The sequence below is a fragment of the Pseudomonas sp. DF5 genome (assembly GCF_058148225.1).
Genome location: NZ_JBYVYM010000006.1, coordinates 198,710 through 221,264, shown reverse-complemented (window position 1 = coordinate 221,264; position 22,555 = coordinate 198,710). Strand labels below are relative to the sequence as shown.

The 22,555-nt window shown below is 60.3% G+C and carries 21 protein-coding genes; 13 read left to right on the top strand and 8 right to left on the bottom strand.

The window, feature by feature from the left end:
• Positions 1 to 419 precede the first annotated feature (419 nt).
• Positions 420 to 1,913 (bottom strand): CoA-acylating methylmalonate-semialdehyde dehydrogenase, encoded by a 1,494-nt coding sequence (locus tag AC30D7_RS08315; RefSeq protein ID WP_490133701.1) that lies wholly within the window; start codon positions 1,911 to 1,913, stop codon positions 420 to 422.
• Between the two features lie 63 nt (positions 1,914 to 1,976).
• Complete coding sequence (gene aptA / locus AC30D7_RS08310) at positions 1,977 to 3,326, bottom strand: omega-aminotransferase AptA (RefSeq protein ID WP_490133700.1); 1,350 nt, start codon at positions 3,324 to 3,326, stop codon at positions 1,977 to 1,979.
• A gap of 125 nt (positions 3,327 to 3,451) precedes the next feature.
• Between aptA and AC30D7_RS08305 the strand changes: the two genes are divergently transcribed.
• From AC30D7_RS08305 to AC30D7_RS08295, 3 genes are all read left to right on the top strand, one after another.
• Positions 3,452 to 4,372: a LysR family transcriptional regulator gene (locus AC30D7_RS08305; protein ID WP_007940170.1), complete on the top strand. Its 921-nt coding sequence runs from the start codon at positions 3,452 to 3,454 to the stop codon at positions 4,370 to 4,372.
• A gap of 110 nt (positions 4,373 to 4,482) precedes the next feature.
• Positions 4,483 to 5,133 carry a TetR/AcrR family transcriptional regulator gene (locus tag AC30D7_RS08300; RefSeq protein WP_490133699.1) on the top strand — a complete coding sequence of 217 codons (651 nt, stop codon included), beginning with the start codon at positions 4,483 to 4,485 and terminating at the stop codon, positions 5,131 to 5,133.
• Between the two features lie 8 nt (positions 5,134 to 5,141).
• Entirely contained in the window at positions 5,142 to 5,723 is a 582-nt protein-coding gene (locus AC30D7_RS08295) for an IMPACT family protein (RefSeq protein ID WP_490133698.1), read from the top strand.
• A gap of 370 nt (positions 5,724 to 6,093) precedes the next feature.
• Here the strand turns inward: AC30D7_RS08295 and AC30D7_RS08290 are convergent, their stop codons facing one another.
• Positions 6,094 to 6,270, bottom strand: coding sequence for a hypothetical protein (locus AC30D7_RS08290; protein WP_155944815.1), 177 nt, complete (start codon positions 6,268 to 6,270; stop codon positions 6,094 to 6,096).
• A gap of 30 nt (positions 6,271 to 6,300) precedes the next feature.
• On the opposite strand from AC30D7_RS08290, the gene AC30D7_RS08285 reads away from it, so the two are divergent.
• The 3 genes from AC30D7_RS08285 to AC30D7_RS08275 are packed head-to-tail and all read left to right on the top strand — an operon-like array spanning position 6,301 to position 9,910.
• Positions 6,301 to 7,866 (top strand): ABC transporter ATP-binding protein, encoded by a 1,566-nt coding sequence (locus AC30D7_RS08285; RefSeq protein WP_490133697.1) that lies wholly within the window; start codon positions 6,301 to 6,303, stop codon positions 7,864 to 7,866.
• Between the two features lie 11 nt (positions 7,867 to 7,877).
• On the top strand, positions 7,878 to 8,984 hold the full coding sequence (locus tag AC30D7_RS08280; RefSeq protein WP_490133696.1) for an ABC transporter permease: 1,107 nt from the start codon (positions 7,878 to 7,880) through the stop codon (positions 8,982 to 8,984).
• Positions 8,984 to 9,910, top strand: coding sequence for an ABC transporter permease (locus AC30D7_RS08275; RefSeq protein ID WP_490133695.1), 927 nt, complete (start codon positions 8,984 to 8,986; stop codon positions 9,908 to 9,910). Before AC30D7_RS08280 ends, AC30D7_RS08275 begins: the two co-directional genes overlap by 1 nt.
• Here AC30D7_RS08275 and AC30D7_RS08270 read toward each other — a convergent pair.
• Positions 9,907 to 10,320: a hypothetical protein gene (locus AC30D7_RS08270; RefSeq protein ID WP_258613061.1), complete on the bottom strand. Its 414-nt coding sequence runs from the start codon at positions 10,318 to 10,320 to the stop codon at positions 9,907 to 9,909. The genes AC30D7_RS08275 and AC30D7_RS08270 overlap by 4 nt on opposite strands.
• A gap of 92 nt (positions 10,321 to 10,412) precedes the next feature.
• Here AC30D7_RS08270 and AC30D7_RS08265 point away from each other — a divergent pair, with 92 nt between their 5' ends.
• The 5 genes from AC30D7_RS08265 to AC30D7_RS08245 all read left to right on the top strand — a co-directional run bounded on the left by AC30D7_RS08265 (position 10,413) and on the right by AC30D7_RS08245 (position 16,158).
• Positions 10,413 to 11,099: an SDR family oxidoreductase gene (locus AC30D7_RS08265; RefSeq protein ID WP_490133694.1), complete on the top strand. Its 687-nt coding sequence runs from the start codon at positions 10,413 to 10,415 to the stop codon at positions 11,097 to 11,099.
• A gap of 197 nt (positions 11,100 to 11,296) precedes the next feature.
• On the top strand, positions 11,297 to 12,655 hold the full coding sequence (locus AC30D7_RS08260) for an 8-oxoguanine deaminase (RefSeq protein WP_490133693.1): 1,359 nt from the start codon (positions 11,297 to 11,299) through the stop codon (positions 12,653 to 12,655).
• Positions 12,656 to 12,932: 277 nt separating this feature from the next.
• Complete coding sequence (locus tag AC30D7_RS08255) at positions 12,933 to 14,015, top strand: BMP family ABC transporter substrate-binding protein (RefSeq protein WP_477812970.1); 1,083 nt, start codon at positions 12,933 to 12,935, stop codon at positions 14,013 to 14,015.
• Between the two features lie 142 nt (positions 14,016 to 14,157).
• Positions 14,158 to 15,123: an isopenicillin N synthase family dioxygenase gene (locus AC30D7_RS08250; RefSeq protein WP_490133692.1), complete on the top strand. Its 966-nt coding sequence runs from the start codon at positions 14,158 to 14,160 to the stop codon at positions 15,121 to 15,123.
• Positions 15,124 to 15,204: 81 nt separating this feature from the next.
• A complete protein-coding gene (locus tag AC30D7_RS08245) occupies positions 15,205 to 16,158 on the top strand; it encodes an adenosine deaminase (RefSeq protein ID WP_018928377.1) in 954 nt (317 codons plus the stop codon).
• Positions 16,159 to 16,279: 121 nt separating this feature from the next.
• On the opposite strand, the gene AC30D7_RS08240 is transcribed toward AC30D7_RS08245, so the two are convergent.
• The 3 genes from AC30D7_RS08240 to AC30D7_RS08230 form a co-directional block, all read right to left on the bottom strand.
• Positions 16,280 to 17,662 carry an MFS transporter gene (locus AC30D7_RS08240; protein ID WP_490133691.1) on the bottom strand — a complete coding sequence of 461 codons (1,383 nt, stop codon included), beginning with the start codon at positions 17,660 to 17,662 and terminating at the stop codon, positions 16,280 to 16,282.
• A gap of 136 nt (positions 17,663 to 17,798) precedes the next feature.
• Positions 17,799 to 18,533, bottom strand: coding sequence for an ArsR/SmtB family transcription factor (locus tag AC30D7_RS08235; protein ID WP_490133690.1), 735 nt, complete (start codon positions 18,531 to 18,533; stop codon positions 17,799 to 17,801).
• A 316-nt stretch (positions 18,534 to 18,849) separates the two neighbouring features.
• On the bottom strand, positions 18,850 to 19,779 hold the full coding sequence (locus tag AC30D7_RS08230; RefSeq protein ID WP_490133689.1) for a LysR family transcriptional regulator: 930 nt from the start codon (positions 19,777 to 19,779) through the stop codon (positions 18,850 to 18,852).
• A 118-nt stretch (positions 19,780 to 19,897) separates the two neighbouring features.
• Between AC30D7_RS08230 and AC30D7_RS08225 the strand changes: the two genes are divergently transcribed.
• Both AC30D7_RS08225 and AC30D7_RS08220 read left to right on the top strand, forming a co-directional pair.
• Positions 19,898 to 20,911, top strand: a complete 1,014-nt coding sequence (locus AC30D7_RS08225; RefSeq protein ID WP_490133688.1) for a zinc-binding alcohol dehydrogenase family protein — start codon at positions 19,898 to 19,900, stop codon at positions 20,909 to 20,911.
• Between the two features lie 163 nt (positions 20,912 to 21,074).
• Positions 21,075 to 21,242 (top strand): hypothetical protein, encoded by a 168-nt coding sequence (locus AC30D7_RS08220; protein WP_490133687.1) that lies wholly within the window; start codon positions 21,075 to 21,077, stop codon positions 21,240 to 21,242.
• An 8-nt stretch (positions 21,243 to 21,250) separates the two neighbouring features.
• Here the strand turns inward: AC30D7_RS08220 and AC30D7_RS08215 are convergent, their stop codons facing one another.
• Positions 21,251 to 22,447 carry a multidrug effflux MFS transporter gene (locus AC30D7_RS08215; protein ID WP_490133686.1) on the bottom strand — a complete coding sequence of 399 codons (1,197 nt, stop codon included), beginning with the start codon at positions 22,445 to 22,447 and terminating at the stop codon, positions 21,251 to 21,253.
• Positions 22,448 to 22,555: the final 108 nt, after the last annotated feature.

The following is a 22,555-nucleotide window of genomic DNA, read 5'->3' as shown; positions in this document are numbered from 1 at the left end:
ACTGTCAAGCGGTTATTTTCAGAAGTTTTCAAAGTTTCCCGTAAGAAACATCAGCAACTTCAACCACTTGCGCTTCCGATCTCTCGTTAGCGGGAGGCGAATTCTACAGCGTTAGTCGCTGCTGTCAACACCTCTTTTTCTCCGCTTTCGATCGAGAAGATCGAACCGTCAATAAGGCGACTACACCCTGCCTTACCAACTCCTTCTGGCTTCGATGAACTGAAGCATAACCGCTGTCGAAAACCGCGTAACTCGTTGTTTATCAAGGAGTTTTCCGTTTCGACTGCGCCGGAAGTGGGGCGAATTATAGACGTCCAGAATCTGCCGTCAACCTCTAATTTCACATTTCTGTCATATCGGTCAAAACAACCCGAAAACACAAAGGCCGACCTCAAGAGGTCGGCCTTCTGCCCTTCTACTTACAAGCTAGGGAATGCGAATTGCGAAGCTTCATGGCTTGCCCGTTGCGGCCAGCGCTGGGTAATAGCCTTGCGACGGGTATAGAACCGCACGCCATCCGGACCATAAGCATGCAGATCGCCGAACAGCGAACGCTTCCAGCCGCCAAAGCTGTGATACGCCACTGGCACCGGCAACGGTACGTTGACGCCGACCATACCCACTTCGATCTCATCGCAGAACAACCGCGCCGCTTCCCCATCACGGGTAAAGATGCAGGTGCCATTGCCATACTCGTGATCATTGATCAGTTGCATCGCCTCTTCCAGGCTGTTGACCCGGACGACGCACAGCACCGGCCCGAAGATCTCTTCTTTATAGATGCGCATCTCTGGCGTGACGTTATCGAACAGGCAGCCACCCAGGAAGAAGCCGTCCTCATGACCGGCCACGCTCAGACCACGACCGTCCACCACCAGCGTCGCACCGGCGGCTACGCCGTCTTCAACATAACCGCTGACTTTGTCCCGCGCCTGACCGGTGACCAGCGGCCCCATGTCCAGGCCACAAGTTGTACCAGCGCCGATTTTCAGTGCCTTGATCTGCGGTGTCAGTTTGGCCACCAACGCATCCGCCACCTGGTCACCGACACACACGGCCACCGAAATCGCCATGCAGCGCTCACCGCACGAACCGTAAGCGGCGCCCATCAACGCGCTGACTGCGTTATCCAGATCCGCATCCGGCATCAATACCGCATGGTTCTTCGCCCCGCCCAGCGCTTGGACACGCTTGCCGCGCTTGGTGCCTTCGGCGTAGATGTATTCGGCAATAGGCGTCGAACCGACGAAGCTCAACGCTTTGACTTCCGGCGCTTCAATCAGCGCGTCCACTGCGGCCTTGTCGCCATGCACCACACTCAGCACGCCTTTCGGCAGGCCGGCTTCCAGTAATAATTGAGCGATCAGCAGCGTCGAGCTTGGATCGCGCTCCGACGGTTTGAGAATGAAGCAGTTGCCGCAGACGATCGCCAACGGATACATCCACAGCGGCACCATGGCCGGGAAGTTGAACGGGGTAATGCCAGCCACCACGCCCAATGGCTGGAAATCCGACCAGGCATCGATGTTCGGCCCGACATTACGGCTGTACTCACCCTTGAGGATTTCTGGTGCCGCGCACGCGAACTCAACGTTCTCGATCCCGCGTTTCAATTCACCTGCTGCATCTTCCAGGGTCTTGCCGTGTTCTTCGCTGATCAATTGCGCGATACGGGCTTCGTTCTGTTCCAGCAGTTGCTTGAAACGGAACATCACCTGAGCGCGCTTGGCCGCTGGCGTATTACGCCAGGCCGGGAACGCAGCCTTGGCCGAATCAATGGCTTTCTGAATGGTTTCGCGGCTGGCCAATGGCAGCTTGTGGATAACCTGACCGGTGGACGGGTTGAACACATCGGCCGTGCGACCGTCTTCGGTCACCAGTTCGCCATTGATCAAATGCGGGATGAGGCTCATGCGGGGCTCCTGAAATTGTCCACAGGCGTCCTTTGAAAGGACGCCTTTATATAGAAGAGGGAATCAGTCGATCTTGTTCAGCACTTCACCGACCGCATCGAACAGACGATCAAGGTCTTGCGGCTTGCTGTTGAAGGTTGGGCCGAACTGCAGGGTGTCGCCGCCGAAGCGCACGTAGAACCCGGCTTTCCACAGCGCCATGCCAGCTTCGAACGGACGCACGATGGCATCGCCGTCGCGAGGTGCAATCTGGATCGCACCGGCCAACCCGTAGTTGCGAATGTCGATGACGTTCTTGCTGCCCTTCACACCGTGCAGCGCGTTTTCGAAATGTGGCGCGACTTCGGCCACGCTCTGCACCAAGTTTTCCTTTTGCAGCAGGTCGAGTGCCGCCAGGCCTGCGGCGCAAGCCACCGGGTGCGCGGAGTAGGTGTAGCCGTGCGGGAATTCCACCGCGTACTCAGGCGTCGCCTGGTTCATGAAGGTCTGGTAGATCTCGGAGCTGGCAATCACCGCGCCCATCGGGATCGCGCCGTTGGTAACTTGCTTGGCAATGCACATCAGGTCCGGAGTGACACCAAAGCTGTCGGCACCGAACATCGAACCGGTACGACCGAAACCGGTGATCACTTCGTCGAACACCAGCAGGATGTTGTGCTGATCGCAGATCTCGCGCAGACGCTTGAGGTAACCCTGCGGCGGAACCAGCACGCCAGCGGAACCGGCCAATGGCTCGACGAATACCGCTGCGATGTTCGAGGCATCGTGCAGCTCGATCAGCTTGAGCAATTCATCCGCCAGCGCGATACCACCCTGCTCCGGCATGCCACGAGTGAAAGCATTGCTCGCCAACAAGGTGTGCGGCAGATGATCGACGTCCATCATTGCCTGACCGAACAGCTTGCGGTTGCCGTTCACGCCGCCGAGGCTGGTGCCGGCGATGTTCACGCCGTGATAACCACGAGCGCGGCCGATCATCTTGGTCTTGGTCGCCTGGCCCTTCAGGCGCCAGTAGGCACGCACCATCTTCACCGCCGTGTCCGCACACTCGGAACCCGAGTCGGTGAAGAACACGTGATTCAGATTGCCCGGAGTCAGGTCGGTGATTTTCTCCGCCAGTTGGAACGACAGCGGGTGACCGTACTGGAAGCCCGGCGAGTAATCGAGGGTGCTCAATTGCTTGGCTACCGCCTCCTGGATTTCCTTGCGGGTGTGCCCGGCGCCGCAGGTCCACAGACCCGAGAGCGAATCGTAGATCTTGCGCCCCTTGTCGTCTGTCAGCCAACTGCCCTCGGCCGCCACGATCAGGCGCGGGTCACGCTGGAAATTGCGGTTCGCGGTGTAGGGCATCCAGTGAGCGTCAAGCTTGAGCTGGCTGGCCAGGGAAGTCGGGGCGTTTTCAGGCACGTTCATGGGCAAAACCTCGCAGAGCAAATAAGCGGCGTGGAGATCAAAAGCGTTCTTGCAGCTAAATTGCCACGGGGATAAAGTCGGTGAAATCCAACTTTTCTAACCTTCAGTCAGGTCAAGACTAAACTATGAGTACCCGTCGCCCCGATCCACTGGCGCAAGTCAGCGACTTTGATATCCGCCTGTTGCGGATTTTTCGAAGCGTGGTGGAGTGCGGGGGATTCTCCGCGGCGGAATCGGTGCTGGGTATCGGTCGCTCGGCCATCAGCCAGCAGATGAGCGATCTTGAGCAGCGCCTGGGCTTGCGCCTGTGCCAACGCGGTCGCGCAGGGTTTTCCCTGACCGAAGAAGGCCGCGAGGTCTACCAATCAGCGTTGCAGCTATTAAGTGCGCTGGAAAGTTTCCGCACCGAAGTCAACGGCCTGCACCAACACTTGCGCGGCGAATTAACCATCGGTCTGACCGACAACCTGGTCACCCTGCCCCACATGCGCATCACCCACGCCCTGGCCCAACTGAAGGAACGCGGCCCCGACGTGCAGATCCAGATCCGCATGATCGCACCCAATGAAGTCGAACAAGGCGTGCTCGACGGTCGCTTGCATGTCGGCGTGGTGCCGCAAGCCAGCGCGTTGTCGGGGCTGGAGTATCAGCCGCTCTACAGCGAACGCTCGCTGCTGTATTGCGCGGTCGGCCATCCGCTGTTCTACGTCGACGACAAACAACTGGACGATGAGCGCCTCAACAGCCAGGACGCCATCGCCCCGACCTTCCGTCTGCCCGCCGAGATTCAGGCTCATTACCAGGCGCTCAATTGCACCGCCAGCGCGTCGGATCGCGAGGGCATGGCCTTTCTGATCCTGACCGGGCGCTACATTGGTTACCTGCCGGATCACTACGCCAGCCTCTGGGTCCAGCAAGGCCGTTTGCGTGCACTGAAACCCAAGGCACGTTTCTATGACCTGAGCCTGGCATCGGTTACACGCAAGGGCCGTCGCCCGCATCTGGTTCTGGAGAGTTTTTTGGAGAGTCTGGCGGCGACGCGCTGAAAACTTGTGGGAGTGGTGGCCAAGGTTTTATCGCAACAGGACTTGTCTGAGGCCCGCGTGTGCGCTATCAACGCATCTGGTTGCACCCATCTACCTGTTCGGAAGTGCCTATGACCTTTGAAGTCCCAGCCCACGGCGGCAAACCCGCCAGCCGCATTCGTCAGAAGAACGAAGAGACCATCATCAAAGCCGCCGAAGACGAGTTCGCCCGTCACGGGTTCAAAGGCACCAGCATGAACACCATCGCGCAGAAAGCCGGGTTGCCCAAAGCGAATCTGCATTACTACTTCACCAACAAACTCGGTTTGTACGTGGCAGTGCTGAGTAACATTCTTGAGTTGTGGGACAGCACCTTCAATACCCTGACCGTCGAGGACGATCCGGCTGAAGCCCTGACCCGATACATCCGCGCCAAGATGGAATTCTCCCGGCGTCAGCCACAAGCTTCACGGGTCTTCGCCATGGAGGTCATCAGCGGCGGTGAATGCCTGACCGAGCATTTCAACCAGGACTACCGCAACTGGTTTCAGGGGCGGGCGGCGGTGTTTCAGGCGTGGATCGACGCCGGCAAAATGGACCCGATCGACCCGGTGCACCTGATCTTCCTGCTGTGGGGCAGCACCCAGCATTACGCCGACTTTGCCACGCAGATCTGCCGTGTCACCGGGCGCACCAAGTTGACCAAGCAAGACATGGAAGACGCCGGCAGCAACCTGATTCGCATCATTCTCAAAGGCTGCGGCCTGACGCCGGCTATTTAAGACACCCCATGCCTTTTACCCTCAGCGGTTTATGCGAATACCGCGAAGAGATTCGCAAAAGCCGCTTCATCGCTCTCGCCGCGCCGATCACCATCGCAGCCGATGCCCAGGCGTTCATTGAGCAGCACAGTGATTTGAATGCCTCGCACAATTGCTGGGCCTGGAAGATCGGCGATCAATACCGCAGCAGTGACGATGGCGAACCCGGTGGCACCGCTGGCCGGCCGATCCTGGCGGCGATTGAAGCGCAGGATTGCGATCAGGTCGCGGTCGTGGTGATCCGCTGGTATGGCGGCATCCAGTTGGGCACCGGCGGCCTCGCCCGAGCGTATGGCGGCAGTGCCAACAAATGCCTGCAAGGGGCACCGAAAGTCGAGTTGATCAGTCGGGTGCCGGTCAGTTGTGCCTGTGCATTTGGCGAGCTCGCGCTGGTGAAGCTTCGGGTGGCGGAGCTGGGTGGTTTGGTGGTGGAGGAAACCTTCACGGCCAATGGTGTGGAACTGCAATTGGCGATTGGCGACGGGCAGATAAGTACGCTGCAAACGCAGCTGGCGGACTTAAGTCGCGGGCGTATTTTGTTGCAGCGTTAAGATCAAAAGATCGCAATCTTCGGCAGCTCTACGCGCCTATGGGCGCTGCGATCTTTTGGGGCACCCCGATTTTCTTTGCTCTCGACACTTGCCCACATCTGCTGTGCACCCGGCTGTGGATAACCTGAGCACATTCTGCTGTAACCCTTCTGTCATGCGGCTTTGCGGGCTTTGCTCATTTTTCGTCCAACTCGCCATCCGCGACGTTTATTCCACGTAAAAACAATCAGTTAGAGTGGTTTATCGCCATTAGAAGAAAGCCCCTCGGTGCTTATGCCCACACGGTCGGCTTGCGCACAGATACTGTGGAACAAGCTGTGGATAACCCGTTCATGGCTGGCGCAGCCCCATGCCTGACAATGCCTGCAGCTTATTGCTCGTTTTTTGACCAATTGATCGCGCGCAAAACCGGAGCCTGATCCAAAACCTTGCCCTCAAGTGGTGCCTCTCCAGGAGTTGGTAGAGGTCGAGGCAGCGTCCGCAACGGCTGCGCCAACAGGCTTTTGCCGATTTCCTGACTCAATGGCCAGGAAATTGCTTTATCCATAGGCATATCCTTTTGCGACCCGAGCCTGTCATGTCCAACCCTGCGCCTCCCCCCGATCAAACACCCCGCCTGCAATTGCGCAGAATCAGCAAACGTTACCCCGGTTGCCTGGCCAACGATGCCATCGACTTGAGCATTGCGCCCGGTGAAATCCACGCCCTGCTCGGCGAAAACGGTGCGGGCAAAAGTACCCTGATGAAGATCATCTACGGCGTCACACACGCCGACTCAGGGGAGATGATCTGGCAGGGCCAGCGCGTGACCATGCGCAATCCGGCCCAGGCCCGCAGCCTCGGGATCGGCATGGTGTTCCAGCATTTCTCGCTGTTCGAAACCCTGAGCGTGGCGCAGAACATCGCCTTGGCGATGGGCGCTGCGGCCGGTACGCCGAAGCAGCTTGAACCGAAAATCCGCGAGGTGTCCCAACGCTATGGCATGGCGCTGGAACCGGAGCGACTGGTCCACAGCCTGTCCATCGGCGAGCGTCAGCGGGTGGAAATCATTCGCTGCCTGATGCAGGACATCCGCCTGCTGATTCTCGATGAACCGACGTCGGTACTGACCCCGCAAGAGGCCGACGAATTGTTCATCACGTTGCGTCGACTGGCCGCCGAGGGCTGCAGCATTCTGTTCATCAGCCACAAGCTCGGCGAAGTGCGCGCGCTGTGCCACAGCGCCACGGTGTTGCGCGGCGGACGAGTGGCCGGGCATTGCGTGCCGGCCGAGTGTTCGGACCGGCAACTGGCACAGTTGATGGTCGGTGAAGCCGCCGAGTTGATTACCGACTATCCGAAGGTCACGGGTGCCGATGCTTTTCTGAACGTGACCGGATTGTCCTGGCACAACCCGGACCCGTTCGGCTGCTCGCTCAAGGGCGTTGATCTCGAGGTGCGCAGCGGCGAAATCGTCGGTGTCGCCGGGGTGGCCGGCAATGGCCAGGATGAGTTGCTGGCCTTGCTTAGCGGTGAAGAACGGCTGCCGGGAAATGACAGGGCGAAAATCAGTTTCGGCGGGCAACCGGTGGCGCACCTGCGGCCGGATGCACGACGCAAACTCGGCCTGGCCTTCGTCCCCGCCGAGCGTCTGGGCCATGGCGCGGTACCGGAACTGAGCCTGGCGGATAACGCCCTGCTCACCGCCTTTCAACAGGGGCTGGTCGGCAACGGGCTGATCCAGCGCGGCAAGGTCGAGGCACTGGCCGAAGAGATCATCCGCCGCTTCGGGGTCAAGACACCCGATGCCCAGGCACCGGCTCGCAGCCTGTCCGGCGGCAACTTGCAGAAATTCATCCTCGGCCGAGAAATCCTGCAGCAGCCAAGACTGTTAGTGGCCGCGCACCCGACCTGGGGCGTGGACGTCGGCGCCGCCGCGACCATTCACCGGGCGCTGATCGCCTTGCGCGACGCTGGGGCGGCGATCCTGGTGATCTCCGAAGACCTCGACGAACTGTTCCAGATCAGCGATCGCCTCGGCGCCCTGTGCGGCGGCCGGCTGTCGGCACTGCAAGCCACCGTCGACACCCGCCTGATCGATGTCGGTGGCTGGATGGCCGGCCAGTTCGATGCAGCTCAATCACCTGCACCCGTAACGCTTTAACGGAGTTTCACATGCTGCTTTCTCTCGAACCCCGTGGCCAGCAATCGCGCCTGATGTTGTGGTGCTCGCCGTTGCTGGCGGCTGTGTTGACCCTGGGCTGTGGCTCATTGTTGTTTATCGCGCTGGGCCACGACCCGTTGCTGACTTTGCACACCTTGCTGATCGCACCAATCAGCGACCTGTACGGCGTCTCCGAACTGTTGGTCAAAGCGTTGCCGATTCTGCTCTGTGCGTTGGGCCTGGCAGTGGCGTATCAGGCACGGATCTGGAACATCGGCGCCGAAGGTCAGTTGCTGCTCGGCGCCCTGGCCGGCAGTGCGTTGGCGGTGAACATCATCGGCCTGCAAAGCCGTTGGGCGCTGGTGCTGATCCTGCTCACCGGCACCCTGGCCGGTGCCGCGTGGGCCGGGCTGACCGCATGGTTGCGCACACGCTTCAACGCCAATGAAATCCTGACCAGCATCATGCTCAATTACATCGCTTTGAACCTGCTGCTGTTCTGTGTCCACGGACCGCTGAAGGACCCGGCCGGGTTCAACTTTCCGGAGTCGGCGATGTTTGGCGATGCCAGTCGTTTGCCGTTGTTGATGGAGGACGGTCGGGTTCATGCGGGCGTGTATTTCGCCTTGCTCGCGCTGGTCGCGGTATGGGTGTTGTTGCAAAAGAGCTTTGTCGGTTTCCAGATCAAAGTGCTCGGGCTGGACAAGCGCGCGGCGGGTTTCGTCGGCTTTCGCGAGAAGCGGTTGATCTGGCTGGCGCTGTTGATCAGCGGTGGCCTGGCGGGGCTGGCCGGGGTTTGCGAAGTCACCGGGCCCATCGGCCAACTGGTGCCGCAGGTTTCGCCGGGTTATGGCTATGCGGCGATCACCGTGGCGTTTCTCGGACGGCTGAATCCCATTGGCATTCTGTTTTCCAGCCTGTTGATGGCGCTGCTGTACATCGGTGGCGAAAACGCGCAGATGAGCATGAACCTGCCGCAAGCCATCACTCAATTGTTTCAGGGGATGATGCTGTTTTTCCTGCTGGCCAGTGACGTGCTGATTCTCTACCGACCACGTTTGAACCTGCGCTGGGTACGGCGCACCTCGACCACCGCCGTACAAGCTGGAGCCTTGTGATGGATATCGATCTGCTGAGCAATATTTTCTATGCCATGGTTCGCTGTGGCACACCGCTGCTGCTGGTGGCGTTGGGCGAGTTGATCTGCGAGAAGAGCGGTGTTCTGAATCTCGGCCAGGAAGGCATGATGCTGTTTGGGGCGGTGATCGGTTTTATCGTCGCCCTGAACAGCGGCAATCTCTGGCTCGGCGTGTTGCTGGCAATGTGCGCGGGGATGCTGTTGTCGTCACTGTTCGCCCTGGTAGCGCTGGTGTTCAACGCCAACCAGGTGGCAACAGGGTTGGCGTTGACGATCTTCGGCGTGGGCCTGTCAACCTTCGTTGGCGCTGCGTGGGTTGGCAAACCGCTGGCGGGTTTCGAGCCGCTGACGATTCCTTATCTGAGTGAAATTCCGCTGATCGGGCGGATGCTGTTTGCCCAGGACCTGCTGGTGTATCTGTCGTTTGCCCTGTTTGCGCTGGTGGCCTGGGTGATTGTGAAAAGTCGCGTCGGGTTGATTATTCAGGCGGTCGGCGAAAGCCCGGACGCCGCCAGTGCAATGGGCTTGCCGGTGTTGCGCGTGCGTACGCTGGCGGTGCTGTTTGGCGGGGCGATGGCGGGGTTGGCTGGGGCATATTTGTCCTTGGCCTATACGCCGATGTGGGCAGAGAACATGAGCGCCGGTCGCGGCTGGATTGCCCTGGCGCTGGTGGTGTTTGCCAGTTGGCGAGTGTGGCGGTTGCTGCTTGGAGCGTATCTGTTTGGTCTCGCCAGCATCCTGCACTTGGTGGCGCAGGGGTTGGGGCTGGCAATTGCGTCGAGTCTGCTGGCGATGCTGCCGTATGTCGCGACCATTGTGGTGTTGGTGCTGCTGTCCCGGGATGCCGTGCGCACACGATTGTATGCGCCGGTGTCGTTGGGGCAGCCGTGGCGGGCGGGGCATTAAATGGTGGCCCGTGAAGGCGTCCGAACAGGCAACGCTTGGGCCACACCCCACATCAGTTCAAAGAACAGGAAAATCACCAATAGCGAACTCGCCCCATGGGCCAGCGCATAAGCCTGCCAGGCCGAAAACAGAAACCTCCCCACCGCGTCATATCGCCCAAACATCTGCTGCGGATCGCGAATCCGCAGCACGGCCCATACGCACACAATCGAGCCCAACAGATTCGCCATCAACATGTGCACCGGCTCGAACGGCGGTAGCTCGCCGGGCAGATTGAAAGTCTGACTCAGGTTTAACAGCACGCCATGCAACGCCGCAAAACTCCACGGCGTGGCAAATGCCGCCGTGACGATCAGGTCGTACCACCCGCTGCCACGCACCAGTTGACGATATTGCGTTGAAGTCCACATTGGCATTGCTCCATACATTCAGGGAGCAACAAGGCTAAAGCCTGGAGTATGCTCCAGGGTCAAGCCCTCTCAAGACATCAAGGAAGCCATTCATGTCCACGGCAAAAACCGCACTCATCATCGGCGCCTCCCGGGGACTGGGCCTCGGTCTGGTGAAAACCCTGCTGGCCGACGGCTGGCAAGTCACCGCCACCGTGCGCAACCCACAGGGTGCCGAAGCCTTGCAGGCGTTGGGCAAGGTACGGATCGAAAAACTCGACATGGACGACCAGCAAGCGGTCATCGCCCTCAGCCAGCAGCTCAAGGGCGAGGTGTTTGACCTGTTGTTCGTGAATGCCGGGGTCAAGGGGCCGGAGGTCCAGACGCCGGGTGGCGCGACCCTGGCCGAGGTCGGTCAACTGTTCTTCACCAACGCCGTGGCGCCGATCAACCTGGCCCAGCGTTTCGTCGCGCAGATTCGTGAAGGCAGTGGCGTGCTGGCGTTCATGAGTTCGGTGCTGGGCAGCGTGACCATGCCCGACGCGCCGGAGCTGGCGCTGTACAAGGCCAGCAAAGCGGCGCTGAACTCGATGACCAACAGCTTCGTCACGCAATTGGGCGAACAGAAACTCACCGTGCTGTCGCTGCACCCGGGCTGGGTAAAGACCGACATGGGTGGCGAAGGTGCCGACATCGATGTGGAAACCAGCACTCGCGGGTTGATCGACCAGGTGAATGCGTATTCCGGCAAGGGCGGGCATCATTTTGTGAACTACCGGGGCGAGACCATTCCCTGGTAATCGGGTGTTGGATTTGACGCCTTCGCGGGCAAGCCTCGCTCCTACAGGTCCGACGCATGACTCTGAGGAGCGAGGCTTGCCCGCGAAGCTTTTTTGATTGAAACTCCGCACCTCGCCCCCGCGGCGACCCTGGATCAGCAGACAGGGCAACACTGAGCTGGCAACCCTGAACCCAACTTTCAGAGGAGCCGGCCACTATGCCTGCGACCCGTACCTGGTTAAAAAACCCCCTCGCCATTTTCACGGCCAACGCGCTCGATGCCCGTGGCGGCCTGGTGCTGCAAGACGGTTTGATCGTCGAAGTGCTCGGCGTCGGCCAGCAACCGTCAGCACCCTGTGGACAAGTCTTTGATGCCCGCGAACATGTGATCTTGCCGGGGCTGATCAACACCCATCACCACTTCTATCAAACCCTGACCCGCGCCTGGGCGCCGGTGGTCAATCAGCCATTGTTCCCGTGGTTGAAAACCCTCTATCCGGTCTGGGCGCGACTCACGCCGGAAAAACTCGCCCTCGCCACCAAAGTCGCCTTGGCCGAGTTGCTGCTGTCCGGTTGCACCACCGCGGCCGATCACCATTACCTGTTTCCTGAAGGCTTGGAAAATGCGATCGACGTGCAGGTCGAGAGCGTTCGTGAACTGGGCATGCGCGCCATGCTCACTCGCGGTTCGATGAGCCTTGGTGAAAAAGACGGGGGGCTGCCGCCGCAGCAGACCGTGCAGCAGGGCGAAGTGATTCTCGCCGACAGCCAACGCTTGATTGCCGAGTACCACGAGCGTGGTGACGGCGCGCAAATCCAGATCGCTTTGGCGCCCTGCTCGCCGTTTTCAGTCACCCCGCAAATCATGTCCGCCAGCGCCGAACTGGCGAATACCCTCGACGTGCGCCTGCACACTCACCTGGCCGAAACCCTCGACGAAGAAGAGTTCTGCCTGCAACGCTTCGGCCTGCGCACCGTGGATTATCTGGACAGCGTCGGCTGGCTCGGCCCACGCACCTGGCTGGCCCACGGCATTCATTTCAATCCCGACGAAATCGCCCGCCTCGGCGCAGCCGGTACCGGTATTTGTCATTGCCCGAGTTCGAACATGCGCCTGGCTTCAGGGATTTGCCCAACCATCGAGTTGACCGACGCTGGCGCGTTGCTGGGCCTGGGCGTGGACGGTTCGGCGTCCAACGACGCCTCGAACATGATGCTCGAAACCCGGCAGGCGCTGTACATCCAGCGTCTGCGTTATGGCGCGCAGAAGATCACCCCGGAACGCGTATTGGGCTGGGCCACCAAGGGTTCGGCACAGTTGCTCGGGCGCAGCGACATTGGCGAACTGGCGGTGGGCAAGCAAGCGGATCTGGCGCTGTTCAAACTGGATGAACTGCGCTTCTCCGGCAGCCATGATCCGGTGTCGGCGCTGCTGCTGTGCGGTGCGGATCGGGCGGACCGGGTGATGATCGGCGGCAAGTGGCGGGTGATCGATGGGCAAGTCGAGGGGCTGGATCTGAAAGGGTTGATCGCCGATCACAGCCTGGCGGCTCGGCAGTTGATCGCCGGCGTCTAAGTCGACGCAGACCTATTGCGGGAGACACTCGCACCAGCGGATGGCGTGAATTCGCGAGGGTGCACCGGGATGGTTCTGTGGTGGTCGTTAGGGCCCCTTCGCGGGCAAGCCTCGCTCCTACAGGAATTGTGCCTATCGCGGGATTGGGTGCAACGCAAAACCTGTAGGAGCGAGGCTTGCCCGCGAAGGCCGCTATGCGGCCTCGTAATTTGTTGTCCTGTTGGTCAGCAATTTGCATTGACCTGGCACACCTCACAACAAAATGGAGTTCCAGTTCATGCATAAACGTCCGTTGAAGCAGCTGCTTTGCGCTGTTGCCGCAGCCATCGGTCTGAGCGCCAGCCTGACCGCCAGTGCTGCCGCCCCGCTGAAAGTCGGCTTCGTCTATATCGGCCCGATCGGTGATCACGGCTGGACGTATCAGCATGAACAGGGACGCAAGGCACTGGCAGAGAAGTTCGGTGACCAGATCACCACCAACTACGTGGAGAACGTCGCCGAAGGCGCCGATGCCGAGCGGGTGATCCGCAACATGGCCAAGGACCAGTACGACCTGATCTTCACCACGTCTTTCGGCTACATGAACCCGACCCTGAAAGTTGCCAGGCAATTTCCCAAGGTGACCTTCGAACACGCCACCGGCTACAAGCAGGACAAGAACCTCGGCACTTACCTGGCACGCACTTACGAGGGCCGCTACGTCGGCGGTTTCCTTGCGGCGAAGATGACCAAGACCAAGAAAATCGGCTACGTCGCTTCCTTCCCGATTCCAGAAGTGATCCGCGACATCAACGCCATCCAGCTGGCGCTGAACAAGTACAACCCGGGCACCGAGATCAAAGTGGTGTGGGTCAATTCCTGGTTCGATCCGGGCAAGGAAGCCGACGCCGCCAATGCGCTGATCGATCAGGGCGTGGACGTGGTGTTCCAGCACACCGACAGCCCGGCGCCGATCCAGGCCGCCGAACGGCGTGGCGTGTATGCCGTCGGCTATGCATCGGACATGGCGCACTTCGGGCCGAAAGCGGTGTTGACGTCTATCGTCAACGACTGGGGTCCGCACTACATTCAGGCGACCCAAAGTGTGCTCGACCATGCATGGAAATCCCAGGATTACTGGGGCGGTTTGCAGGAAGGCACGGTTGAGCTGCCAATCAGCGACCTGGTGCCGGCCGCTGTGAAAACCGAAGCCGAGCAGATCATTGCCGACATCAAGAGCGGCGCGTTGCATCCGTTCACCGGGCCGATCAAGGATCAGGCCGGCGTGGAGAAAATCCCGGCGGGCGTGAGCGCGACCAATGCGCAACTGGCGTCGATGAACTACTACGTGGAAGGCATGAAGGCCGAGATGCCGAAGTAATTCCGGTCAGGAACACAAAACCCTGTGGGAGCGGGCTTGCTCGCGAAGAGGGAGTGTCAGTCAACATTTATGTATCTGACACACCGCCTTCGCGAGCAAGCCCGCTCCCACAATTGATCTTCAGCGTTCTTGAGGACTGCGCATGAACCAACTCCCCATCATCGACATCGCCCCACTCTATAGCGATGACGCTCAAGCCTGGCAATCGGTCGCCACAGACATCGACCGCGCCTGCCGCGAATGGGGCTTTTTCTATATCAAGGGCCACCCGATCGCCCCGTCGCGCATCGAGGCGGTGCTCGAACATGCCCAACGCTTCTTCGCCCTGCCCGCCGCCGAAAAACTCAAGATCGACATCACCCGGACCCGCCACCACCGCGGCTATGGCGCCATCGCCACCGAACAACTCGACCCGAGCAAACCCAGCGATCTGAAAGAAACCTTCGACATGGGCCTGCACCTGCCAGCCGATCATCCGGAGGTGCTGGCGGACAAACCCTTGCGCGGACCCAACCGTCATCCGTCGATGCCCGGTTGGGAATCGCTGATGGAGCAGCACTACGTCGACATGCAAGCACTCGCACAAACCCTGCTGCGAGCCATGACCCTGGCATTGGGCATCGAGCGTGACTTCTTCGATAGCCGTTTCAAAGAACCGGTCAGCGTGCTGCGGATGATCCATTACCCGCCGCGCCACACTGCCAGCTCCATCGATCAGCAAGGTGCCGGCGCTCACACCGATTACGGTTGCATCACCCTGCTCTATCAGGATGCTGCTGGCGGACTGCAAGTGCGCAACGTGCGGGGCGAATGGATCGATGCGCCGCCGATCGAAGGCACATTCGTGGTCAACCTCGGCGACATGATGGCGCGCTGGAGCAACGACCGTTACCTGTCGACGCCGCATCGGGTAATCAGCCCGATGGGAGTGGACCGGTACTCGATGCCGTTCTTTGCCGAGCCACACCCCGACACCCCCATCGAATGCCTGCCCGGTTGCCAGAACGAACAGCATCCGGCGAAGTATCCAGCCACCACTTGCGCCGAATTCCTGCTCTCGCGCTTTGCCGACACCTACGCTTATCGACGGGAACAGGAAGCCGTGTAATGAACCGGCTGGTCAGGTTTTACTCATTGTTTCGACGGGCATCTGTAGAATGCCCTCATTGCACCTGATGAGATTTCAAAAATGTACGACTGGCTGAACGCTCTGCCCAAGGCAGAATTGCACTTGCACCTGGAAGGTTCGCTGGAGCCTGAGCTGCTGTTCGCCCTGGCCGAACGCAACAAGATCGCCCTGCCGTGGAACGACGTCGACACCCTGCGCAAGGCCTACGCCTTCAACAACCTGCAAGAGTTTCTCGACCTGTATTACCAGGGCGCCGATGTGCTGCGCACCTCCCAGGATTTCTACGACCTGACCTGGGCCTACCTGTTGCGCTGCAAGGAACAGAACGTGATTCACACCGAACCGTTCTTCGACCCGCAAACCCACACCGACCGTGGCATCCCGTTCGAAGTGGTGCTCAATGGCATCGCCGCCGCATTGAAAGATGGCGAGCAGCAACTGGGGATCACCAGCGGTTTGATCCTTAGCTTCCTGCGCCACTTGAGCGAAGACGAAGCGCAGAAAACCCTCGACCAAGCGCTGCCGTTCCGCGATGCGTTCGTCGCCGTGGGCCTGGACAGTTCGGAGATGGGCCACCCGCCGAGCAAGTTCCAGCGCGTATTTGACCGTGCCCGCCACGAAGGCTTCCTGACCGTGGCCCACGCCGGTGAAGAAGGCCCGCCCGAGTACATCTGGGAAGCCCTCGACCTGCTGAAAATCCAGCGCATCGACCACGGCGTGCGCGCCATCGAAGACGAGCGTTTGATGCAGCGGATCATCGACGAGCAGATCCCGCTGACGGTGTGCCCGTTGTCGAACACCAAGCTCTGCGTGTTCGATCACATGTCCCAGCACAACATCCTCGACATGCTCGAACGCGGCGTGAAGGTCACGGTGAACTCCGATGACCCGGCGTACTTCGGTGGCTATGTCACCGAGAACTTCCACGCACTGTACACCGATCTGGGCATGACCCAGGATCAGGCCAAGCGTCTGGCGCAGAACAGCCTGGACGCGCGGTTGGTGAAACCATAAGGTTCACCGCAGAACCAAATGTGGGAGCGGGCTTGCTCGCGAAGGCGGCGTGTCAGTCAACGATGATGTCGACTGGCATACCGCTTTCGCGAGCAAGCCCGCTCCCACATTTAATCGGTGATTAATTGATAATCACCGGCTCGCTCAATTCTTCCAAGGTCTTGCCCCGGGTTTCCATCCCGAAGATCCACACCACTGCCGCCGCAATCGCAAAGCACATCGCCCCCAGCGCAAACACCCCGCCCTGCCCCGTCATCGGGAACACCAGCCCGGTCACCATTGGCCCGAGCAGCGAACCCACGCGGCCGATGGCCGAAGCGAACCCCGAGCCCGTGGCCCGTGCCGACGTCGGGTACAACTCCGGGGTGTAGGTGTAGAGCACCGCCCACATGCCGAACAGGAAGAACTGCATCAGCAGTCCCGAGGTGATCAACAGGCTGACGTTGCCGCCGAACACCGCGCTCTGACCATAAAGAAACGCCATCACCCCGCCGCCGAGCAAGGTCACGACGCACACCGGTTTGCGCCCCCAACGCTCCACCAGCCAGGCGGCCATGAGGAAACCGGGAATCCCGCCAAGGGAAATCAGCACCGTGTAATACACCGATTGGGTCACGGCGAAGCCCGACTGTTGCAGCAGCGCACTGAGCCAGGACGTCAGGCCATAGAAACCCAGCAAGGCGAAAAACCACACGCTCCAGATCATCATCGTGCGCCGGCGATACTGCACCGACCAGATTTCCCGCAGTGCGGAGAAGAAGTTGCCCGGTTGACTCGCCACCCGTGGCAGGCGAATCGGCTCAGGCAGATCCGAACGGCCCAATGAAGCCCGAACCCGTTCTTCGATGCGGTGTAAAACCGTGTCCGCCGCATCATGATGCCCGGCCTGCTCCAGCCAGCGCGGCGACTCGGGAATGAAAAAACGAATTGCCAGGACGAACACCGCCGGCACCGCCAACACCAGAAAGATGTCGCGCCAGCCAATCACCGGCAACAGGAAGTACGACAGCACCCCGGCCGCGACGAAACCGAGTGGCCAAAAGCCGTCCATCAATGCGATGTAACGCCCACGCCGCTTGGCCGGAATCAGCTCCGACAGCATCGACTGCGCAATTGGAAACTCCATGCCCATGCCGATCCCCAAGAGGATTCGGAACAATGTCAGCGTTTCGACGCTCTGCGCCGTGGAGCACAGATAGCTGGCGATGCCCCACAACACAATGCTCCACTGGAACACCGGTTTGCGCCCGAAGCGGTCGGCCAGCATGCCGGACAGCGAGGCACCCACCACCATGCCGAAGAAACTCGAACTGGCCAGCAGCCCGGCCTGCGCCGTACTCAGGCCGAACTCGGTTTTGATCGAGCCGAGCAGGAAGGTCATCATCGCCAGGTCCATGGAGTCGAAGAAAAACGCCAGGGCAATGATGATGAAAATGATGCGGTGATAACCACTGATGGGCAGCCGTTCCAGTCGTTCTGCCGCGCTGAAGCTTCGTGTTTCCATGCCACGTTCCCCCAATCCGAAAGTCCCCGGATCGAGTGTGCGCGATAGCGGTGGGGGGTTATTGCTGAATACGACCTGCCCACACCTCTGAACGACGCCTGAAACCAAAGATCCCGGACGTCGCACCGCAGAGGCTCTAAAGTGCCATTTCCAGCTCGGTTTCCTTGGCGAAACGATGGATTTCACGCTGCCCCGTGGCCGTGATCTGCAAGGCTCGCGAATCGCTTGGCAGGCTCAACCAGCCCGACTGCATGAACAACTGCAACAAAGCCGCGCCCAATGAGCCGCCCATGTGCGGGCGTCGTTCGCTCCAGTCCGGACAAGCACAGGCAACTCTGCCGTTGCGATGGGCCAGCGCCTGGATGAACACACCGCGTGTTGCCAATTGTGTGGCCCCCTTATGAGTGATCATGACCCGCTGATCGAGCTGCTCGATCCAGCCTGCCTCCAGCAGACGCTGGTAAAGATCGGCGGCCAGGGTACCGCCCAGATGGTCTTCACAAAGCCTGGCCCGCAGCAGTGACGAAGGCGCCGCCTGAGGTTTGGCGATAGGGCTCGTGCGTTTGAACACCTCTGGAATGTCCCGAGGCGCACTGGCCAGGGTAGCGCTGGCCAAGGCTTCTATCGCGGCGCCGACTTCGGGTGCGGCAAGCCGGAAAAACCGCTTGCGTCCACGGTTTTCGACCTTCAACAGACCGCCGGTGGACAAGCGCCCCAAATGCGCACTGGCCGAAGACGGCGACAGGCCAGCCAGCAACGCCAGCTCCTCGGTGTGCCGTGCCGTGCCGTCCATCAAGGCCCACATCATTGCGCTGCGCTTCGGGTCAGCCAGCAACGTGGCGATCTGGCTGATGCAAGGTGCATGTTCCATGTATTCACTCCCTGTTGAATCGTTTCGTCTACTGCTCAGAGACATCTTGACCAGTAATGTGTCTTCGGCCAAGACGCGAAAACCGCCATAAGCCGGGCAAAGCCACCCACTCACCCAGGCCATTGCTTCGCGGGTGCAGCGAAGGCCCGGTGATGACCGCGGGGTCTGACCGACTCGAACGTGGACCCGCCACTGCGAGATCGACCGTGCGTACATGAGGCGGGCGCTAGTATAAGCGGGTTAACCGCCGGTTCCTGCCCTCGGGAATCCCTTGGTGGTGATAGTTCCTGACAGAAATTTCGCTATTTGCCTGCGACTAATGATCGACACCCGATATCGTCGGAAATTGACTGCTTATCCGAGCGCATCGGCTGGCAAGCATTTCCCGCAAAAGGTTCACCGGCTTACTCAATTGTGCGCGATGGGCGCACAGTAAATTCAGCGGTGCGCGCTCACAGAGCAGCTCAGGCATCAGCACTTTCAAGCGACCGGCGAGCACATCGGCGGCGACATCGAGCCAGGACTTATACGCAATCCCCGCTCCCGCCACGGCCCACAGCCGCACCACATCGGCATCGTCACTGAAACGATCGCCGCTGACGGTCAGGCTTACCTCGCGTTTGCCGTCGTGAAAGCTCCAGTGATCGTGGACCCGGCTACCGAGCATAAACAGCAGGCAATTGTGCTGCGCCAATTGCTCCAGCTGCCGTGGTTCGCCATGTCGGGCCAGATAACTCGGCGCAGCACAAAGCACGCGACGGTTCTGCGGGGCGATGGGCAACGCCACCAGGCTCGAATCCTCCGGCTCGCCGTAACGCAGGGCGATATCCACCGGTTGGCGGAACAGGTCGGCGATGCGGTCGCCCAGCAGCAACCGCACGGTGAGTTTCGGATGCTCGCGCTGAAACTCGTCGAGCCATGGCAACAGCAGGTTGCGCCCGAAATCCGAAGGCGCCGACAGCTGCAAAATCCCACTGACCTGATCCTGCCCACTGGCCAGCAAACGGCGCCCCTCATCGAGATTGCTCAAGGCGGCCCGGGCGTATTCCAGAAAGCCCTCGCCTTCGGCCGTCAAGCGCAGGCTGCGGGTGGAACGGGCGAGCAAGCGCGCGCCGAGTTGCTGTTCGATGCGCTTCAACGCCGCGCTGGCCACCGCCGCCGACATATCCATCACCCGTGCCGCCGCCGACAGACTGCCCAGGTCCGCCGCCCGAACGAACAACTGCAAGTCATCGAAACGCAACATCTTCAGCCCCGATTATCAAAAAAATATTGAAAGAGACTGCTCTTTTAGCGGGTTTTATCCTGCAGAGAAATAACCAATCATCTGTGCCATCGAAATCATCCCTCTTCCAGGACCCACCATGAAAGCCATTGCCTACTACGCCTCCCTGCCGATCAGCGACGAAAAGTCCCTGCAAGACATCGAACTGCCAGAACCGGTCGCCGGCCCGCGCGACCTGTTGGTGGAGGTCAAAGCCATCTCGGTCAACCCGGTGGACACCAAGGTGCGTCAGAACGTCCAGCCGGAAGGTGGCGCAGCCAAAGTGCTGGGCTGGGACGTGGCCGGTGTGGTCAAGGCTGTCGGCAGCGAAGTGACCTTGTTCAAGACCGGCGACAAGGTGTTCTATGCCGGCTCTATCGCCCGTGCCGGTGGTAATAGCGAGTTGCATGTGGTGGATGAGCGGATCGTCGGCCATATGCCGAAGACCCTCGGGTTTGCCGAAGCCGCCGCGCTGCCGCTGACCGCCATCACCGCGTGGGAACTGCTGTTCGAACGCCTGCAAGTGCGCGAAGGCAACACCGATGAAGGCCAGAGCCTGCTGATCGTCGGTGCCGCCGGCGGTGTGGGCTCGATTCTCACGCAATTGGCCAGCCAACTCACCGGGTTGAAAGTCATCGGCACCGCGTCCCGTGCCCAAACCCAGAGTTGGGTGCGTGACATGGGCGCCGATCAGGTGATCGATCACAGTCAGCCGCTGAGTGAAGCACTCAAACGTGCCGGGTTCGAGCATGTGACCCACGTTGCCAGCCTGACCCAGACTGACCAACACCTGGATCAATTGGTGGAGGCATTGGCGCCACAAGGCAAACTGGCGCTGATCGATGATCCGAAGGCGCTGGACGTGACCAAGCTCAAACGCAAGAGCCTGTCGCTGCATTGGGAGTTCATGTACACCCGCTCGCTGTTCGAAACCGCCGACATGATCGAGCAGCACAAACTGCTCAACCGCGTCGCCGGGCTGATCGATGCCGGCACACTGAAAACCACGGTCGGTGCTCACTTCGGAACCATCAACGCCGCCAACCTGCGTCGCGCCCATGAACTGCTGGAAAGCGGCAAGTCCAAGGGCAAGATTGTGCTTGAAGGGTTCTGACCCGAAGATCAAAAGATCGCTGCGCCAGCGATCTTTTGCCGTCAGTCAGAGAGTTGATCGTTGTCACAATTGCGATCGTATTCAGGTCTACAATCGAAAGCTCTGCGAACAATCTTTTACGTGATGTCTTTTGCAAGACGTCTTTCACAAGAGGAACTCAGCAATGAAGATCCTGATAAAAGAATTGGCAACATCCCGCTGGCAGGTTCGCCTGGATCAACATGCTGTGACGTTCCGCAGTGAAGCCGAAGCCCTGGCCTTCACTAAAACGCTTGAAGCGCGCTTGCACGCGCCCCATCAGATTCCCGGCCGTCAGCAGCGTGCTGGCTGAGTCCGCCCTCAGGCCTGGGCTTGTTCCAGCGCCCGGGCATTCTGCAAACGCCGGGTGAGCATCGCCACGCTCACCACCAGTATTGCGCACAGGCTGATGACCATGGCCATCGGCATGGCACTGCCATCGTGCAAAACCCCCACCAACGCTGCGGCCCCGGCGGCAACACTGAATTGCAGGCAACCGAGCATCGCCGAGGCACTGCCCGCCCGCGCGCCCTGCCCGTTCATCGCGCAGGCCGAGGCGTTGGGCACGATGCAACCCAGGCTGGCGATGCAGACAAAAAGCGGAATCAGCAATGGCCACAAGTGCGCAGTGTGCAACGAGCTGACGGCCAACAAGGCCAGGCCGCCCGCAAGATAGAGCCAGACAGTGCGCGCCAGTAAGAACGCCGGACCGCGCCTCGCCAGCAACCGGGCATTGACCTGGGCTACCAGAATGAACCCCGCGGCGTTGATCCCGAACAACCAGCCGAAATGCTCGGCCGGCACACCATAGAGTTTGATGAAGACGAACGGCGAGCCCGCGATATAGGCAAACATCCCGGCGATGGCAACGCCACCGGTCAGGGCGTGGCCCAGAAATATCGGGTCCGCCAGCAACCGACCGTACTGGCGCAGCGCGCCCGACAACGGTTGGCGCGGCACATGGGCCGGCAGACTTTCCGGCAGCCCGAGGGCCACGGCCAACCCGGCCAGCGCACTGAAACCGGTCAGCGCGAGAAAGATCGACTGCCAGCCCGTCGTGTTGACCAACAACCCGCCCAGCATCGGCGCAAGAATCGGCGCCAGGCCCATCACCAGCATCAGTTGCGAAAAGACTTTCGCCGAACCCACCGCATCGCATTTATCGCTGACCACCGCCCGGGCAATCACCATGCCCGCGCAACCGCCCAGCGCCTGGACAAAGCGGGCGCCGATCAGCCACTCAAGACTCGGCGCGTAAGCACAGGCCAATGAGGCCACGGTGAATAAACCGACACCGGCCAGCAAGGGAAGCCGTCGCCCAAAGCGATCCGCCACCGGGCCGTACGCCAGTTGGCCAATGGACAGCCCGAGAAAATAGGCCGCCAAGGTCAGTTGAACGTGTTTTTCGTCGGTGCCGAAAGCGAGCGCCATTGCCGGGAAGGCCGGCAGGTAGAAATCGATCGCCAGCGGACCGAAAGCGCTCAAGGCGCCAAGAATCAGGATTGTGCGCAGGTTCATCAGGCGTCCAGGTTGGGCAGACAGGTTAGCCATGGATCGGCAGGCTGACAGTCTAACCGGCGGTGGACGCCTTGAACATTCCGTTAGGTCGCTAACTATTAAAAATAG

Excerpts from the sequence above, each read along its gene's own strand:
- AC30D7_RS08260 (WP_490133693.1), top strand. The coding sequence starts at position 11,297 with ATGCCTGCGACCCGTACCTGGTTAAAAAACCCCCTCGCCATTTTCACG.
- AC30D7_RS08285 (WP_490133697.1), top strand. The coding sequence starts at position 6,301 with ATGTCCAACCCTGCGCCTCCCCCCGATCAAACACCCCGCCTGCAATTG.
- AC30D7_RS08275 (WP_490133695.1), top strand. The coding sequence starts at position 8,984 with ATGGATATCGATCTGCTGAGCAATATTTTCTATGCCATGGTTCGCTGT.
- aptA (WP_490133700.1), bottom strand. The coding sequence starts at position 3,326 with ATGAACGTGCCTGAAAACGCCCCGACTTCCCTGGCCAGCCAGCTCAAG.
- AC30D7_RS08240 (WP_490133691.1), bottom strand. The coding sequence starts at position 17,662 with ATGGAAACACGAAGCTTCAGCGCGGCAGAACGACTGGAACGGCTGCCC.
- AC30D7_RS08280 (WP_490133696.1), top strand. The coding sequence starts at position 7,878 with ATGCTGCTTTCTCTCGAACCCCGTGGCCAGCAATCGCGCCTGATGTTG.
- AC30D7_RS08235 (WP_490133690.1), bottom strand. The coding sequence starts at position 18,533 with ATGGAACATGCACCTTGCATCAGCCAGATCGCCACGTTGCTGGCTGAC.
- AC30D7_RS08250 (WP_490133692.1), top strand. The coding sequence starts at position 14,158 with ATGAACCAACTCCCCATCATCGACATCGCCCCACTCTATAGCGATGAC.
- AC30D7_RS08220 (WP_490133687.1), top strand. The coding sequence starts at position 21,075 with ATGAAGATCCTGATAAAAGAATTGGCAACATCCCGCTGGCAGGTTCGC.
- AC30D7_RS08315 (WP_490133701.1), bottom strand. The coding sequence starts at position 1,913 with ATGAGCCTCATCCCGCATTTGATCAATGGCGAACTGGTGACCGAAGAC.
- AC30D7_RS08230 (WP_490133689.1), bottom strand. The coding sequence starts at position 19,779 with ATGTTGCGTTTCGATGACTTGCAGTTGTTCGTTCGGGCGGCGGACCTG.
- AC30D7_RS08270 (WP_258613061.1), bottom strand. The coding sequence starts at position 10,320 with ATGTGGACTTCAACGCAATATCGTCAACTGGTGCGTGGCAGCGGGTGG.
- AC30D7_RS08245 (WP_018928377.1), top strand. The coding sequence starts at position 15,205 with ATGTACGACTGGCTGAACGCTCTGCCCAAGGCAGAATTGCACTTGCAC.
- AC30D7_RS08255 (WP_477812970.1), top strand. The coding sequence starts at position 12,933 with ATGCATAAACGTCCGTTGAAGCAGCTGCTTTGCGCTGTTGCCGCAGCC.
- AC30D7_RS08305 (WP_007940170.1), top strand. The coding sequence starts at position 3,452 with ATGAGTACCCGTCGCCCCGATCCACTGGCGCAAGTCAGCGACTTTGAT.
- AC30D7_RS08225 (WP_490133688.1), top strand. The coding sequence starts at position 19,898 with ATGAAAGCCATTGCCTACTACGCCTCCCTGCCGATCAGCGACGAAAAG.
- AC30D7_RS08215 (WP_490133686.1), bottom strand. The coding sequence starts at position 22,447 with ATGAACCTGCGCACAATCCTGATTCTTGGCGCCTTGAGCGCTTTCGGT.
- AC30D7_RS08295 (WP_490133698.1), top strand. The coding sequence starts at position 5,142 with ATGCCTTTTACCCTCAGCGGTTTATGCGAATACCGCGAAGAGATTCGC.
- AC30D7_RS08290 (WP_155944815.1), bottom strand. The coding sequence starts at position 6,270 with ATGGATAAAGCAATTTCCTGGCCATTGAGTCAGGAAATCGGCAAAAGC.
- AC30D7_RS08265 (WP_490133694.1), top strand. The coding sequence starts at position 10,413 with ATGTCCACGGCAAAAACCGCACTCATCATCGGCGCCTCCCGGGGACTG.
- AC30D7_RS08300 (WP_490133699.1), top strand. The coding sequence starts at position 4,483 with ATGACCTTTGAAGTCCCAGCCCACGGCGGCAAACCCGCCAGCCGCATT.